Source organism: Stenotrophomonas sp. YJH_SMC_48-3, from assembly GCF_059369375.1.
Genome location: NZ_JCAFSQ010000018.1, coordinates 1 through 15,685 on the forward strand (window position 1 = coordinate 1; position 15,685 = coordinate 15,685).

13 protein-coding genes are annotated in these 15,685 nt (G+C 67.8%); 6 read left to right on the forward strand and 7 right to left on the reverse strand.

The genetic code is table 11. The features are described 5' to 3' along the window. The 3 genes from AC5P65_RS19900 to rsgA all read right to left on the reverse strand — a co-directional run. The coding region (locus AC5P65_RS19900) for a transposase (RefSeq protein ID WP_288037469.1) at window positions 1-90 on the reverse strand (90 nt) is incomplete at its 3' end. A gap of 402 nt (window positions 91-492) precedes the next feature. Beyond that, complete coding sequence (locus AC5P65_RS19905; RefSeq protein ID WP_111098057.1) at window positions 493-1,746, reverse strand: flavohemoglobin expression-modulating QEGLA motif protein; 1,254 nt, start codon at window positions 1,744-1,746, stop codon at window positions 493-495. Window positions 1,747-1,872: 126 nt separating this feature from the next. After that, a complete protein-coding gene (gene rsgA, locus AC5P65_RS19910) occupies window positions 1,873-2,982 on the reverse strand; it encodes a ribosome small subunit-dependent GTPase A (RefSeq protein ID WP_021203922.1) in 1,110 nt (369 codons plus the stop codon). 114 nt (window positions 2,983-3,096) lie between these two features. Here rsgA and AC5P65_RS19915 point away from each other — a divergent pair, with 114 nt between their 5' ends. Genes AC5P65_RS19915 through AC5P65_RS19925 form a run of 3 tightly spaced genes read left to right on the forward strand, consistent with a single transcriptional unit; the run spans window position 3,097 to window position 5,713 of the window. Then, complete coding sequence (locus AC5P65_RS19915; protein ID WP_111098056.1) at window positions 3,097-4,371, forward strand: pyridoxal phosphate-dependent aminotransferase; 1,275 nt, start codon at window positions 3,097-3,099, stop codon at window positions 4,369-4,371. Window positions 4,372-4,374: 3 nt separating this feature from the next. Further along, window positions 4,375-4,992: an SGNH/GDSL hydrolase family protein gene (locus tag AC5P65_RS19920; RefSeq protein WP_019662073.1), complete on the forward strand. Its 618-nt coding sequence runs from the start codon at window positions 4,375-4,377 to the stop codon at window positions 4,990-4,992. A 4-nt stretch (window positions 4,993-4,996) separates the two neighbouring features. Beyond that, window positions 4,997-5,713, forward strand: coding sequence for a class I SAM-dependent methyltransferase (locus tag AC5P65_RS19925; RefSeq protein ID WP_111098055.1), 717 nt, complete (start codon window positions 4,997-4,999; stop codon window positions 5,711-5,713). A 75-nt stretch (window positions 5,714-5,788) separates the two neighbouring features. Here the strand turns inward: AC5P65_RS19925 and AC5P65_RS19930 are convergent, their stop codons facing one another. Continuing rightward, complete coding sequence (locus tag AC5P65_RS19930) at window positions 5,789-6,568, reverse strand: polysaccharide deacetylase family protein (protein ID WP_111098054.1); 780 nt, start codon at window positions 6,566-6,568, stop codon at window positions 5,789-5,791. Window positions 6,569-6,627: 59 nt separating this feature from the next. Here AC5P65_RS19930 and grxD point away from each other — a divergent pair, with 59 nt between their 5' ends. Further along, a complete protein-coding gene (gene grxD / locus AC5P65_RS19935) occupies window positions 6,628-7,554 on the forward strand; it encodes a Grx4 family monothiol glutaredoxin (RefSeq protein WP_026347276.1) in 927 nt (308 codons plus the stop codon). A 120-nt stretch (window positions 7,555-7,674) separates the two neighbouring features. Here grxD and AC5P65_RS19940 read toward each other — a convergent pair whose 3' ends face one another. The 3 genes from AC5P65_RS19940 to AC5P65_RS19950 form a co-directional block, all read right to left on the reverse strand. After that, window positions 7,675-8,214 (reverse strand): DUF924 family protein, encoded by a 540-nt coding sequence (locus AC5P65_RS19940; RefSeq protein WP_019662077.1) that lies wholly within the window; start codon window positions 8,212-8,214, stop codon window positions 7,675-7,677. Between the two features lie 43 nt (window positions 8,215-8,257). Then, window positions 8,258-9,034: an AMP nucleosidase gene (locus AC5P65_RS19945; protein WP_005414446.1), complete on the reverse strand. Its 777-nt coding sequence runs from the start codon at window positions 9,032-9,034 to the stop codon at window positions 8,258-8,260. Window positions 9,035-9,159: 125 nt separating this feature from the next. Then, complete coding sequence (locus tag AC5P65_RS19950) at window positions 9,160-12,753, reverse strand: autotransporter domain-containing protein (protein WP_111098053.1); 3,594 nt, start codon at window positions 12,751-12,753, stop codon at window positions 9,160-9,162. A gap of 245 nt (window positions 12,754-12,998) precedes the next feature. Here AC5P65_RS19950 and AC5P65_RS19955 point away from each other — a divergent pair, with 245 nt between their 5' ends. Further along, window positions 12,999-14,408, forward strand: coding sequence for an amidohydrolase (locus tag AC5P65_RS19955; protein WP_111098052.1), 1,410 nt, complete (start codon window positions 12,999-13,001; stop codon window positions 14,406-14,408). After that, the gene (locus AC5P65_RS19960) at window positions 14,408-15,670 is read left to right on the forward strand and encodes an amidohydrolase family protein (RefSeq protein ID WP_021203928.1); all 1,263 of its coding nucleotides are present in this window, start codon (window positions 14,408-14,410) and stop codon (window positions 15,668-15,670) included. The genes AC5P65_RS19955 and AC5P65_RS19960 overlap by 1 nt, the downstream gene beginning before the upstream one ends. The last annotated feature ends 15 nt before the right edge of the window (window positions 15,671-15,685 follow it).

A 15,685-nucleotide genomic window follows, 5' to 3' on the forward strand; every position in this document is an offset into this window, starting at 1 on the left:
GTGGCGACGAGCAACGGCTTTGACTGATGTGGAGGTCTTGCAGGCCTCTTTGGCGACCTGCAGTTTGAAACGAGCGTCGTATCTGTGCATGTATTCCTCGGGGTTGGATCTGGCGTCCAACTCCCGGGGGTCACTTCACCATGGGGGCTCGATGGCGCCATCCATGGCGTCAACGGTCCTGCGCCGGCCCATCCGACCCTGCTCGACGGTTTCCCGCGCCACGGTGCGGAAGGCAAAGAAGAGCAAAAGCAAAGAGCCGGGCATTGCCCGGCTCTTTGCTTTTCAAGCGCAATCCCTTCGGCGCGGTGATGTGCTGCCGCCCGCGCGGGAAACTGTCTGGCGGCGGTGGCGCACCCTGGCCAGGACCGTGAGGCGCATGGATGCGCCGATCGAGCCCCCATGGATGGGTTTACGGCGTGTCCTGGCGAGGGTGCCCCACCGCCGCCCAGCGATATCCATCGAGGCGCCAGCGCATCATCCCGCCAACGCATTTCATTCCGGCGCCAGCTGGTCCATCCGTATCCGGTTGGCGAACAGCGAGAACGCCAGCATCCCGGCCAGCCCGTTCGCCCGGCTCACCCAGTGCGGCAGCCAGCGCGGCGGCTTCAGCACACCCGCTTCGAACAGTGGCGCGAACGCAATCGCATCGGTCAGGCTCATCTTGCCGGCAAACAACCAGCGGCAGACCTGCAGGCGGTCCTCGGCCAGCATGTGCCGGAAGAAGGTATGCACCGACACCAGCCCGCGCAGGTACACCGTGTCCTTGGTGAACGCCAGGCCACCATTGGGCGGCACGCCACGGAACACGCGCTGTGCCGAGGCGAAACTCTCCTCCGGGTTCTGCCCGGCATCGCAGAAATAGCGGAACACTTCGATGAAGTCGGCGCCTTCGCGTGCCATCGCGATCGCTTCGGTGCGCAGGCTGATCCGCTTCAGGCGCTCGATGTCGATGCTGCCGGTGATCTGCTCGGCGAACGTGGCCAACCCTTCCTGGGTCGCCGTCACCCGTGGCGAGGACAGTGCCAGGCTGGGCAATACCGGCTGGCCGCGACCGTTCAATGCGGTGAGCGAATGCACCAGCGCTTCATGGTGGAACAGCTGCGCGCGGTCGTAAGCGCTGAAGCGCGCGCTGGTACGCAGGCGGATGCGGGTCGGTCCGGCAGCGGCCTTGGACACCAGCTCCGGATCCAGCTGAACCTGGATGATGCGCGATTCGAAGAACGCATCCAGATCGTTCTGCAGCTGCAGCTGCAGGGCAATGGCCGAGACCGGTACCTGCTCTTCCGGCGCCAGCAGTTCGTGATCGAGTTCGGTAGCGATCTGGATGAAGTGGCGCGCTGCGTCGCGCGTGCTCGGACCATTGCCCGGCAGCGGCTGCTCGGGCGCGCCGAACAACTGCACCGAACAGGTATCGACCGCCGCCGTGCCCAACCCTTCCAGCAGCTGCGCGGCCAGGTCCCAGCTCTGTGCCGACTGCCGCACGTAGTGGCCCAGCGGATGAGTGTCATCGCAGTCGGCGGCGATCGCGGCCAGCGCGCGGCGCTCCTCGCTGAAATCCAGCCTCGGGTAGTCCACCTTCGGCAGCACTGGTTGCCCACGTGCCACGCTGTCCAGGAACGGTGCCTGCAGCGTGGCTGGCCAGCTGGTCAGCCCCAGCAGGCGGATGCCCCCCACGGCCTCGACCAGGCGCGCATCGAGCGCTGCATGGTGGGCCACGTCACGGTCCAGCGTCGCAGTCGGTTCCATGCGCGGACTATAACGCCCTGCCGTGTCCGGCGCCGTGCGCCGCCGCCCGAGCATCGGCCCGGGCGCTACAGGGAATGATTCCACCGCGAACCAAGTGTAGAGCCGAGCCCATGCTCGGCTGCCTTGTTACCGCCTACGCGGCTTGCCCGCCGGGCGGAACTGCTGGCCCTTGCCCTTCCTGCCGCCGCGTTCCTGCGCGGTCTCGGCCTGGCGTACGGCCAGCTTCGCTGCGGCCACGGCCACTTCTTCCTTCAGCTTGAAGTAGTTCAGCAGCCGGCTCTCTTCGATCTCGCCCGCGTCGATCGCTGCGCGAACAGCACAGCCCGGTTCCTGCTGGTGCTTGCAGTCGTTGAAGCGGCACTGTGCGGCCAGCGCTTCGATATCGGCGAAGCCGCCTTCGGACAGCGTCTCTTCACCGGTCGGCTTCAGCTCGCGCATGCCGGGGGTGTCGATCAGGCAGGCACCGGTCGGTAGCGGCATCAGCGCGCGGTGCGTGGTGGTGTGGCGCCCGCGCGAATCGTTGGCACGCACCGCGTTGGTCCTCATCCGCTGCTCGCCGAGCAACGTGTTGGTCAACGTGGACTTGCCGGCACCGGAGGAGCCGACCAGCACCACCGTGCGGCCGGGGCCCAGCCACGGTTGCAGCACCGCCACGCTGTCGGCGTCCAGGCCGTTGATCGCATGCAAGGCAATGCCCTGCATCTCCAGTTCTTCCAGCACCGCCAGCGCGTCCTCGCTGTATTCGGTCTGGTCGGCCTTGGTCAGCACCACCACCGGTTCGGCACCGCCACCGCCGACCAGCAGCAGGTAGCGCTCGATGCGGCGCGGATTGAAGTCAGCGTCCAGGCCACAGACGATGAATACCGTATCGATGTTGGCCGCGATCACCTGCTGGTGGTAGTGCTCACCCGCGGCACCACGCTTGATCGCGGTGCGCCGTGGCAGCAGGGCGACGATGCGGATGCCATCGAGCAGCACCCAGTCGCCCACCGCCGGCCGTTCATGGCTGGGGAAGCGCGGGCGCTGCCATTCCGGCAGCGACTCGGCCTTGATCGACGCATCCGGGCCATCGGCCACCACGTAGTGGGTGCGGTGCTGCTCGATCACCCGCGCCGGGCGGGCCTGCGGATGCGTGGCCATCGCGGCCTGCCAGTCGGCCTGCTGCGCCGGGCCCGGCCAGGGCCAGCCAATGGTCTGCAGGGCGATGAAATCGGGGGTCTGGGTCATCGCGGCCATTCTACCTGTGCCGACGCCCTGCCAGCCCAGCAATGGCGGGCCCGGAGCCCTTGCCATGCATTGCAGCAATTCCGGTAGGATGGAAGCCCCATGCCTTTTGACGGCCCATTCCCCATGTCCACCCCTTCGCCCAAGCCCCTGGCCATCCGCGAGCGCCTTTCCGAAGTGCGCTACGAAATCCGCGGAGAACTGGCGCGGCGAGCCCGGGAACTGGAGGCGCAGGGCCGCAAGCTGATCAAGCTCAACATCGGCAACCCGGGCAACTTCGGTTTCCGTGCGCCCGAGCACCTGCAGCGCGCGATTGCCGATGACATGGGCCGTACCGACCCTTACACCCACCAGCAGGGCCTGCCGGTCGCACGCGAAGCCATTGCCGCCGCGTATGCGCGCCGCGGTGCGCCCGATGCGCATCCGGACCGGGTGTTCGTCGGCAACGGCGTGAGCGAACTGATCGATCTGTCGCTGCGGGCGCTGTTGAACCCGGGCGATGAAGTGCTGGTGCCCTCGCCGGACTACCCGCTGTGGTCGGCCGCGGCCATCCTCAACGACGGCCGCCCGGTGTACTACCGCTGCGCGCCGGAAAACGGCTTCCAGCCCGACCCGACCGAGATCGAGACGCTGGTGTCCACGCGCACCCGCGCCATCGTGCTGATCAACCCGAACAACCCCAGCGGCGCCAGCTACCCGCGCGAACTGCTGGAGCGCGTGGTCGAGATCGCGCGCCGCCACAACCTGTTGCTGCTGGTCGACGAGATCTACGACCAGATCCTGTACGACGACGCGGTGTTCCAGCCGGTCGCGCCGCTGGCCGGCGACCATCCGTGCCTGACCTTCAGCGGCCTGAGCAAGGTGCACCGCGCCTGCGGCTGGCGCGTGGGCTGGGCGCACCTCAGTGGCGATGACGCACGCCTGGGCGATTTCCGCGCCGCGCTGGACCTGCTGAGCGCGCTGCGCCTGTGTGCCAACGTGCCGGGCCAGTACGCCATCGACGCGGCAGTGAACGGCCCGGACACCATTTCCGAGCTGTGCGCCCCCGGCGGCCGTCTGTATGAAACCCGGCGCGCGGTGATCGAGGCCTGCGAGGCCAGCGAACACCTTTCGCTGGTTGCCCCGGCCGGCGCGCTGTACGCGTTCCCGGCCGTGGTCGGTGCCGCCGCCAAGGGCTTCGACGACCACACCTTCGCCCTGGACCTGATGAACAACGAAGGCGTGCTGGTCGTACCCGGCTCCAGCTTCAACGTGCCTTACCGCCATCACTTCCGCGTGACCCTGCTGCCGGAAGCCTCGGTCATGCGCGATGTGTTCGCACGCATCGACCGCGTGCTGGCCCGCCGTGCCGAGGACGCCACCAAGGTCGTGCCGCTGAAGCCGCGCCGTTCGGTGGCCTGAGCCGTGGCGTTGTCCTACCTGGCGCTGGGCGACTCGTACACCATCGGAGAAGCGGTTGCCGTCGAAGGCCGCTGGCCGCACCAGCTTGCCGCCGCCCTGCGTGCGCAGGGCATTGAGCTGTCCGATCCGCAGACCATTGCAACCACCGGCTGGACCACCGACGAACTCGATGCCGGCATCGATGCGGCCGCGCCGCAGGGGCCGTTCGATTTCGTCAGCCTGCTGATCGGCGTCAACAACCAGTACCGCGGGCGTCCTCTGGACGAGTACCGCAGCCAGTTCCGGGCCTTGTTGGAGCGGGCGATCGGCTTCGCCGGCGGTGATGCCGGGCGCGTGCTGGTGCTGTCCTTCCCCGACTGGGGTGCAACCCCGTTTGGTATCGGCAGCGGCCGTGACCTGGCCGCGATCGAGATCGAGACCGACGAGTTCAATGCCGCTGCCGAAGTGATCAGCACCCAGCAGGGCGTGGCCTTCGTCGACATCACCGATATCAGCCGTGACCAGGGCGACAACCCGGCGATGATCGCCGACGACGGCCTGCACCCTTCAGCACGGATGTACGCGCTGTGGAGCGCGCGCGCGCTGCCGGTCGCCGCCCACCTGCTCGGCGGAACGGACTGAGGCGATGGACGGCACGCCACGGAACGGCCCGCCCCTGCCCTGCACTCCCCTGGCCGCACCGCAGGCCCGTGCGATCGCCGAGGCATTCCGCCCCGCGCACGCCTGGGCCAGCCGCCGCGACTACTACTACACCCGCAGCAAGCTGGGCAGCGACCCGCTGTATGACGGCGTGCTGCAGCACCTGCCTGGCGACGGGCAACCCGTGCTGGACCTCGGCTGCGGGCTGGGCCTGTTCGCCCACGTGCTGCGCCAGCGCGGTGGCTCCCAGCCCTACCTGGGCGTGGACGTGGATGCCGGCAAGATCGCCCGCGCCCAGCGTGCCGCCACCGGCCTGCCCGCTGTGCGCTTCGACTGCCTGGACGTGCAGGCGCCGCTGCCGGCGCAGGCCGGGCATGTGCTGCTGCTGGATGTGCTGCAGTACCTGGACGCGGGCCCACAGCAGGCACTGCTGCGTGAGGCCAGTGCACGGGTAGCCCGCGGTGGCCGTCTGCTGCTGCGCACGCCGCTCGCTACCGGCGATGGCCGCGACCGCACTACCCGGGTGGCGGACCGGCTGGCCTGGCTGATCGGCTGGATGGGCACCCGCCCCCGTCATTACCCGGATCCGCAGGCGCTGCAGGCAACGCTGGTCGAAGCCGGATTACAGGTGACCCCCCCGCGTCCCCTGCATGGGCGCACGCCGTTCAACAGCTGGTTGCTGGTGGCACGCCGGAACCTGTAGCGCCGGGCCATGCCCGGCGAGCGCAGCGGCACCTATGGCATCCGCCGGGCATGGCCCGGCGCTACCGCATACGTATCAGCCGGTAGGCAGCCGCGCCTTCAGCCCCCGCTCGTCCAGCGCCTGCAGCACGCGTTCGATGATCGCCAGGTTGTGGCCGTGGGCGGCCCCCTCATGCAGCAGCACGATGGCGCCCGGGCGCAGGTCCGGCAGCAGCCGCGACAGCACGCCCTCCGGCGTGCAGCCGACACCGTCGTAGCCACGGGCGCTCCAGCCCACGCGCACCAGTCCCAGCGCCTTCAACACCGGCGCCACGAACGGATTGGTCATGCCCACCACCGAGCGGTACCAGCGCACCGGGCGACCGCCCACCGCCTGCAGCGCATGCTGGCAGCCCTCGATCTCGGCACGCATCGCTGCCGGGCCCAGCCGCCAGAAGCGCGCCTGTGGATGACTGTGGCTGTGGTTGCCCAGGTCGTGGCCCCGGCGCAGGATCTCCTGCACCAGCTCCGGCTGCGCCAGCGCCCGCTCGCCGACCAGGAAGAACGTGGCACGTGCCTGGTGGCGATCCAGCAGATCGAGCACGGCCCGGGTCTCCGGGCCGGGACCGTCATCGATGGTCAACCAGACGCTGTTGCCGGCCTCCGGTACCCGGCTCAGCACCGGTGCGTAGAAGTGGCAGTTGGGCAGGAACACCGGCACCAGAAAGAGCGCGTGGCTGGTCACCATCAGCGGCAGGCCCCACCGCCAGCCCGCCAGCGACCAGACCAGGATCACGGCCAGCTGCGACGCCACCAGCCAGGGCAGCCAGCGCCAGGGCCGGGTCGGGATGCGATGCAATGTTCCTGCGTTGCTCATCCCCCATGATGCCATGAGGGGTAGAATTGATGATTCGAATTCCCGGAACCCCGACGTCCATGTCCCTCGATCCCGCCCTGCGTTCGCGCATCGAATCCATCCTCAACGCCAACCGCGTCGTGCTGTTCATGAAGGGCCAGCCGTCGATGCCGCAGTGTGGTTTCTCGGCCAAGGCCGTCGGCGCCCTGCAGGACCTGGGCGTCGAGTTCGCCCACGTCAACGTGCTGGCCGACCAGGAAATCCGTGAAGGCATCAAGGCCTATGGCGACTGGCCGACCATTCCGCAGCTGTACATCGACGGCGAACTGGTCGGCGGCAGCGACATCGTGCTGCAGATGGCCGCCAGCGGCGAGCTGAGCAGCGTGCTGGGGCTGCCGGCACCGGACCGTACCCCGCCGAGCATCACCGTCACGCCGGCGGCCGTGGAAATGCTCAAGGGCGCGCTGGCCGATGCCCCGGGCGCTGCCCTGCAGCTGACCATCGACGCCCGCTTCCAGCCCAACTTCCAGCTGGCCCCCCACGACGAAAGCGCCATCGCCGCCGAGTCCAACGGCCTGCGCGTGCAGTTCGACCTGGCCAGCGCGCGTCGCGCCAACGGCATCACCATCGACTGGGTGGACGACATCCGCGGCAAGGGCCTGGCCATCGACAACCCGAATGCGCCCAAGCCGGTGCAGGAAATCAGCGTGCGCGATGCCGACGACCTGGTGCGTGCCGGCAACATCACCCTGGTGGACGTGCGCCCGGCCGACGAGCGCGAGATCGCTGCGGTGGGCGTGCCGTTCAAGACCTTCGACGGCAACGGCCGTGCCGAGCTGGAAGCCCTGCCCAAGGACACCGCACTGGCCTTCATGTGCCACCACGGTGGCCGCAGCGCGCAGGCCGCCGAACAGTTCCGTGCGCTGGGCTTCACCAAGGTGTTCAACGTCACCGGCGGCATCAATGCCTGGTCGGAAGACGTCGACAACGGCGTGCCGAAGTACTGATTGACGGCGCGGGGTCAGCGCCCTTTCCTGAGGAAAGCGGATCTGGCCCCCAAAAAAAGGGGACGGAGGGGATTAAGTCGTTTATGCCACAAACGACTTAATCCCCTCCGTCCCCTTTTTTCAGCCGGCGAAACCGCCTTCGGCCAGGTAATCCAGTTCTTCCGGGGTGGGGATGCGGCCCAGCACGGCATTGCGGTGCGGAAAGCGCCCGAAGCGACGGATGATGTCGCGGTGCAGCTCGGCGTACTGCAGGTATTCCTTGTCGCCCAGCACATCGAACATCGCCACCGAACGGTCCTGGTCCAACGGGTCCTCGGAGTGCTCGAACGGCAGGTAGATGAAGGCGCGCAGCTTCGGCACCAGCTGCAGGTCCAGGCCTTCCTCGATGGCGCGCATGGCGTAGTGCCGGGCCAGGCCATCGGTGGCATAGGAATGGGCAGTACCGCGGAAGCAGTTGCGCGGGAACTGGTCCAGCAGCAGCATCAGCGCCAGTGCGCCCTCGGCACTGCCCAGCCAGTGTTCACGCCCACGCGAAGCGGCGGCGAAATGCTCATCCAGGAACAACTGGCGGAACTGCGCGTCGAACGCATCGTCGCGGGCGAACCACTTCGCAGGGCCCGCTTCTTTCCAGAAATCCACCACTTGCGCGGCAACGTCCATCACCTACTCCCCAGGGCCGGCGCGCCGCGCCAGGCCATCATCATCATTCATCGAAGCGCAGGTGGCGGACCGACTTGCCGTTGCGCCGGATAAGCTTAAGCGCCTCGATACCGATCTGGATATGATTTTCCACGAACTGGGAGCTGACCTTGGCATCGGAAGCCTCGGTCTTGACCCCGTCGGGGATCATCGGCTGGTCCGACACCAGCAGCAGCGCGCCACTGGGAATGTGGTTGGCGAAACCGGCCGCGAACACCGTGGCGGTTTCCATGTCGATGGCCATGCAGCGCATCGCCCGCAGCCGCTCCTTGAAGGCCTCGTCGTGCTCCCAGACCCGGCGGTTGGTGGTGTAGACGGTGCCGGTCCAGTAGTCGTGGCCGAGGTCGCGGATCATGGTCGAGACTGCACGCTGCAGCGCGAACGCCGGCAACGCCGGGACTTCCGGCGGCAGGTAATCGCCCGAGGTACCCTCGCCACGGATCGCTGCGATCGGCAGCACCAGGTCACCCAGCTGGTTCTTGCGCTTGAGGCCACCGCACTTGCCCAGGAACAGTACCGCCTTGGGCATCACTGCCGACAGCAGGTCCATGATGATCGCGGCATTGGGGCTACCCATGCCGAAGTTGATCATGGTGATGCCATCGATGGTGGCGCTGGCCATCGGCCGGTCCAGGCCGATGACGGGCGCACCGGTCAGCTCGGAAAAGGTGTGCAGGTAGCCGCCGAAGTTGGTCAGCAGGATGTGCTGGCCGAACTGGTCCAGCGGCACGCCGGTGTAGCGCGGCAGCCAGTTGTCGACGATTTCCTGCTTGCTCTTCATGGGCGGTCCGGTACGGCGTGGGGGCCGCCATTGTAGGCGTGCACGGGCCAACCCACACCTGGGCCGGCAACGAAGAAGGGCGGCCCTGCGGCCGCCCTCCTGGTTTCCCTGCGGGAACCGGTGGCTTAGAAGCGCACCGACCAGCGCAGGTTGGCACTGTGGTCACGGCTTTCGTCGCCAAACTGGCCGCTATAGCCCAGCTCCAGCTGCTGGCGTGTGGTCAACCATGCCGACAGCCCCAGTTCGGCCACCACCGTCCTGTCAGCCAACGGGGCACCGCTGACCACGAAGCTGTCGCTGCCGGTGGCAAAGGCGAAGCGGGCCGCCGGGTCGCGGTCACCGCTGGCATGGCGGTACCCGACGCCACCGCGCAGGTGCAGCCAGCTGTCCTGCTGGAACGAAGCCTTCAGGCCCTTGTCAAAACGCAGGCCGGCCGTGGCCACGGTGGTACGCAGATCGTCCACCTCACCCTGCAGTGCAGCCGCACCGCCGCGTTCGTTGACGCGCTTCATGTCCACTTCCACACGTGCGAGCTGCAGGTAAGGTTCCAACCCCGCCTCGCGGCCGCCGAAGCGGTAGCTCGCCTCGACGAACGCCTGGCGGGTGCGGCCGTCATAGCGTGCCGCCAGCGTATCGCTGTAACCGGAGAAGGCCAGCTCGCGGGTGCTCTTCACCTCATGCTCGCTCCAGGCCAGGCCACCCCGCAGGCCGAAGGCGCCCCAATCGTGACTGGCATAGGCCCCCAGGTGCGTATTGTCGACCTTGGCACGCGCACGGCGTCCTTCCTGCTGCTTGGCATCGGTACGGCCGGTACCGGCCAGCATGCCCACCTGCCAGCCGTTGATCTCGCGGTCCACGCCTACCAGCAGGCCGCTGCTGTTGGCTTCGGTGCGTGCGGTGTTGCCATTGCCGTCCAGCGTGGTGCTGCCACCGAGGGCCTGTACCCAGACCCCCGTGGCGGCGTCGCTGTCTGCTCCCGGCGCGCGCACACCGACGCGGCGCGACAGTGCGGCATCACGCACGTAGCGGCTGCCCTCGACCAGGGCCATCGCGGTGGCCGCATGCAGCTCGCCGCTGAGGCCGTCCAGTGCAGCGCCTACCTGTTGAGGGAACAGCAGGGTCAGTGGGCGCGGCAGGCCCTGGTTGACCGCCAGCCGGTCGGCCACAGTGGCCACCGCGCGCTGGTTGTCGGTACTGGCGGCACTGGCGAGCGGATTGCCACGGGTGACTTCAATGCGCGCGCCACCGGTGCCATAGGACAGCCCGAATTTCAGGAACGGCGAGAACGCACTGAAGTCGGTGGTGGCGAACTGGCCGCGGATTCCGCCCTCGGCACGGATGAAGTTGAACTGCTCACCCAGGTAATAGGTGCCCGCTTCCGGCAGGGCGATCAGGGTGCCGCCCAGGGTGGCGGTACCGGTGACGCGCAACTGGTCACTGTGCCCGCCCGGGGCCAGCTCGGCCTGGTACACACCGGTGGCGGTCTGCACGTAGTCGCCGTTGATGGTCAGCGTGCCGATCGAGTTGCCCGGTGCAACGATACCGGCCACGGTGGTATCGCCCAGCTGGCCGATGCCCTTCAGTGTGCCGTTGCGGCCAACGAGGGTGTGACCACCGCTCTGCGTGCCGTTGAACGACAGCACGCCACCGTTGACGGTCAGGTCGGAGCCTGCGAGTAACCCGCCTGCATTCACACGGCTGTTGCCCAGGCTGGTCAACGCGCTGTTTTCCAGCCTTCCGTTCAATTCGAACGTCCCCTGCGCGGCCACCGAGGTGTGGGCGCCGCGCTGCACGCCGTCGAAGATGACCACGCCACCGTTGACGTTCAGGTCGGAGCCATCCAGCACACCGCGTGCGTTGATGTGGCTGGCGCCCCCCTGGCTGTTCAGCGCAGTGTTCTTCAACGTGCCATTGAGCAGGAAGCTGCCGCCGGCCACGTCCACCGCTCCGGTGAGCGTATTGACGCCATCCAGTTCGAGCACGCCCTCGCGCACCAGCGCACCGTTGAAGCTGTTGTCGCCGCTCAAGCGCAGCCAGCCGATGCCGCTCTTGGTCAGCTTGCCGGGGCCGCCGATGTCGTTGGTCCAGTTGTCCCAGGCATCGCCTTCCCACACTTTCAGGCCACCGGCACGCTGGTTCATCACCACGTCGGTGTCCACGCGCAGCGAACCGTAACCTTCGATGGCCTTGGCCAGGTTCACCAGGCCCCAACCGTAGATGTCGTCGATGCCGGGCGCGCCCAGATCGGTGGTCGTGGTCAGCAGCACATCGCGCACCTGAGCGCTGTCCAGATAGGGGAAGCGTTCAAACAGCAGGCCCAGCGCGCCGGTGACGTGGGGCGCGGCCATGGAGGTTCCACTCAGCAGCGCATAGCCATAGGTAGGCACGCGCTGCTGGATGTCCAGGCTGACGTTGCCGTTGGCGTCGATGCCGACGCTGCCGGCCAGGCTGGAATCATCACCATAGGCGGTCGATACGATGTCCGAACCCGGTGCGGCAAGGCACCAGTTGGCACTCAGGCCGCACTTGTTGGAACGATTGCTCAGGGTCAGATTGGTACCGACGTTGACCACGCTCAACCAGTACGGCTCGATGTCGGCGAATGCGCGCGGCAGCGTGGCGTAGAGGCCGGCGATGGGACTCTGCGCAGGCGTCGGAATGACCGAACTGGTATTGCCGGCCGCCCACACCTGGATCATCCCGCGCGCACGCGATCCGTCGGCAAAGGTGTTCAGGTACTGGCGGTCGTCCGGGTCGTTGTAGATCGCGTCCATGTCCGTCGCTGTTGTCGGTTCCGTGACCAGGCCCCAGCTATGGTTGATGGCACGCACGCCCTGCGCGTTCATCTGGGCATACAGGTCCTGGAAGGCGCTGACTTTCGGGCCGATCGCGCCCAGTGTCACGACCGAGTAGCCAGTCGCCGTGCGCTGCCACTCGCGGATGCTGTCGGAGAACAGCCGGCCAACGGTCAGGTCCGAACCGAAGGACACACCGTGCATGCCGCTTCCGTCCCGGTTCGCCGCGATGGTGCCAGCAACGTGTGTGCCATGGATCTCGAACTGCATCCCCGGCTGCACATAGGGGCCCGACTCGATGATCCTGCGGATGTTGTCGGGCACGTTGGCGTTGTACCCGACATAGCTGATCTGGACGTCATCGCCATCACTGGCGAAGCAGGCCGCCGGCCCACGCACTGCGGTGGTGTTGGTGCAGCGCGTGCCGTCAGCCATCAGATCGGCGATGCGGATGCTGCGGTTGTCCTTGCCGGCGAATTCCGGATGGTCCAGACCCGTGCCACTGTCGAATACGCCCAGGCGGATGCCCGCACCGGTCAGCCCGCGCGCATAGGCCACGTCGGCATTGATCGCAGCCAGGCCCCAGTCGAGTTCGAATTCACTGGTACGCCAGCTCGCAGCGTCGCCGGGCTTGCCCATGACCGGCTCCGCGGAAGCACCGGCGCTGGGAGCCAGCGCCGCCACCGGAATCGCTACCGAGGGAGCGATCATCGCGGGAGCGGAGGCGCTCACCCCGCTTTGCGCGGCGAACGCCGACTGCAGGCTGCGCTGCAGCTGGTAACGGGCCAGGGCGTCGTCACTGTCCTGGGCCAGTACCGGCAGTGCGGTGGCCACCAGCAACGAACCGACAATGGCCGACGCCAGCGGCGAGGGGAGGAAGGAACGGCGCGAAACGGTCGAACGGCGGAGCTTTGCAGCAGTCATCGGTTGCGTCCTTGATTCCATGAGAGGTACGGGCCCGGCTCCCTCGTTGGAGCAGGTGCGTAAGCTGGTGACACAGGTCAGCGCAAGACGTAATCAGCCCATTGCTTCATCCAACGTTAATATTTCCTTCACAAATCCTCCATCAGAAAATTCCTACCCCCCACGCCCCTGTCCAAGGTCACTTGGCAAGCCACACCGGCCCCGGCTAGCGTCGGTGGATTCATGTTTCTGGCGAGGGGAACTGCATGGCATCGACGTTGTTGCGCACCGGGGTGGCACTGGCGCTGGTTTCATTGAGCACGGCACCGGCGGTGGGCGCCTCGCGCTTCGTCGCCGATCCCTACCCCAGCACCTACCAGGCACACCCCGATGCACCGGTGCTGATCCAGAACGCCACCGTGCTGACCGGCACCGGCCAGCGCTTGGACAACGCCGACGTGCTGCTGCGCGAGGGCCGCATCGTTGCCGTCGGCCGCCAGCTGCAGGCCGATGCCGGTGTCACCCGCATCGATGCGCAGGGCAAGTGGGTCACACCCGGCCTGATCGACGTGCACTCGCACCTGGGCGTGTACCCCAGCCCGGGCGTCGGCGCGCACAGCGACGGCAACGAGATGACCGCGCCGGTCACCGCCAACGTCTGGGCCGAGCACTCGGTGTGGCCGCAGGACCCGGGTTTCGCCACCGCACTGGCCGGCGGCGTGACCAGCATGCAGGTGCTGCCGGGCTCGGCCAACCTGGTCGGTGGTCGTGGTGTGACCCTGAAGAACGTCCCCGCCATCACCTACCAGGCGATGAAGTTTCCCGGCGCACCGTGGGGACTGAAGATGGCCTGCGGCGAGAACCCGAAGCGGGTGTACGGCGGAGGCAAGGGCGTCGCTCCGGCCACGCGGATGGGCAACGTTGCCGGTTACCGCGCCGCCTTCATCGATGCCGCCGACTACATCGCCAAGAACAAACCGAAGCCGGCCAAGCGCAGGAGCTGGTTCGGCAGCGACAAGGGCGACAGCGCCGGTGATGCTGGCGGCAAGCGCGATCTCAAGCTGGACACGCTGGCCGGTGCGATCGAGGGCGACATCCGCGTGCATATCCATTGCTACCGCGCCGACGAGATGGCCACCATGCTCGACCTGGCCAAGGAATTCGGCTTCAAGGTGGCCGCCTTCCACCACGGCGTGGAGGCCTACAAGCTGGCCGACCGGCTGGCCGCCGACGGCGTCTGCGGTGCACTCTGGGCCGATTGGTGGGGCTTCAAAATGGAAGCCTTCGACGGTATTCCGGAGAACATCGCGCTGGTCGACCGGCCGAAGAACAGCTGCGCCATCGTCCATTCCGATTCACCCGAAGGCATCCAGCGCCTGAACCAGGAAGCGGCCAAGGTGATCGCCGCCGCGCGCCGCGCCCACATGCCGGAGATCCCCCCCGAGCACGCCATCACCTGGATGACTGCCAACGCCGCCAAGGCGCTGGGCATCGAAGGCCAGACCGGCACTCTGGAGGCGGGCAAGATGGCCGACGTGGTGGTGTGGAACGGCAACCCCTTCAGCTCGTACGCGCTGGCCGAGCAGGTCTTCATCGACGGCCGCCGCCTGTACGACCGCAGCGCACCTGCGGCCACGCCACGTTCCGACTTCCAGCTTGGCCAGGAGGTGCACTGATGGGCGCGTTGAACAAGCGTCGCCGGGCATGGCTCGGCGCTACGGTCATGGTGCTGGCCTGCCTCTCCGCATCCGCGCAGGCGCAGGACCTGCTGGTGCGCAACGCGACCGTGCATACGGCCAGCACGCGCGGCAGCCTGAAGCACGCCGATGTGCTGGTGCAGGGCGGGATCATCCGCGCAGTCGGCAGCGGGCTGTCCGCCCCGGCCGGGGCCAGCGTGGTCGAGGCCGATGGCCGCCCGCTGACACCGGCGCTGTTCGGGGGCATCACCGAGATCGGCATCGAAGAGGTCTCCGGTGAAGCGAGCACGGTCGACAGCACGTTGAAGATCGGCGAACAACCGTTGCGCCCCGAGTTCGATGTCACCCTGGCGTACAACCCGGCCTCGGTGCTGATCCCGGTGGCACGCCTGGACGGCATCGGCTTCACCGCCCTGGGGGCGGCCACCGGCGGCGGCTTCGTTGCAGGCCAGGGTGGCGTGATGCGGCTGGACGGCAGCGCCGATCCCCTCGGGCCGCGCGCGCTGTTCCTGCGCCTGGGGTCGGCCGCAGTGGAGCTGACCGGGCAGTCGCGTGCAGCGCAATGGATGCTGCTGCAGCAGATGGTGGACGAGGCGCGTGGCCAGGTTGCCGCGGACTCACCGCACGCGCTGCTGACGCCGGCCGGGCGCCGCACGCTCAGCCGCTACCTGGCCGGGCACGGCCGCATCGTGGTGGAGGTGGACCGCGCGGCGGACATTCGCCAGCTGCTGCGCTGGGCCGCCCGCGAAAAGGTGAAGATCGCCATCGCCGGTGGCAGCGAAGCCTGGCAGCTGGCGCCGGAGCTGGCCGCCGCACAGGTACCGGTGTTCGTCGATGTGTTGTCCAACCTGCCGGCCAGCTTCGACCAGATCGGCGCCACGCTGGAAAATGCGGCACGCCTGCAACGTTCCGGCGTGGCGGTCTCGTTCGTGCAGCGTGGCGACGCCTCGCACAACGCCCGCAAGATGCGCCAGCTGGCCGGCAATGCCGTGGCCAACGGTTTGCCCTGGGCCGACGGCCTGGCCGGCCTGACCCGGGTGCCGGCGCAGGCGTTCGGCGTGGCCGACCAGATCGGCAGCATCGAGCCGGGCAAGCGTGCCGACCTGGTGCTGTGGGAGGGCGACCCGCTGGACGTGGCGCACTATGCCGAACAGGTCTGGCTGGGCGGCCGGGCGATGCCGATGCGCTCGCGCCAGACCGAACTGCGCGACCGCTACCTGCAGCGCAACGCGCAGCCCTGACCTCCAGTTATTCAA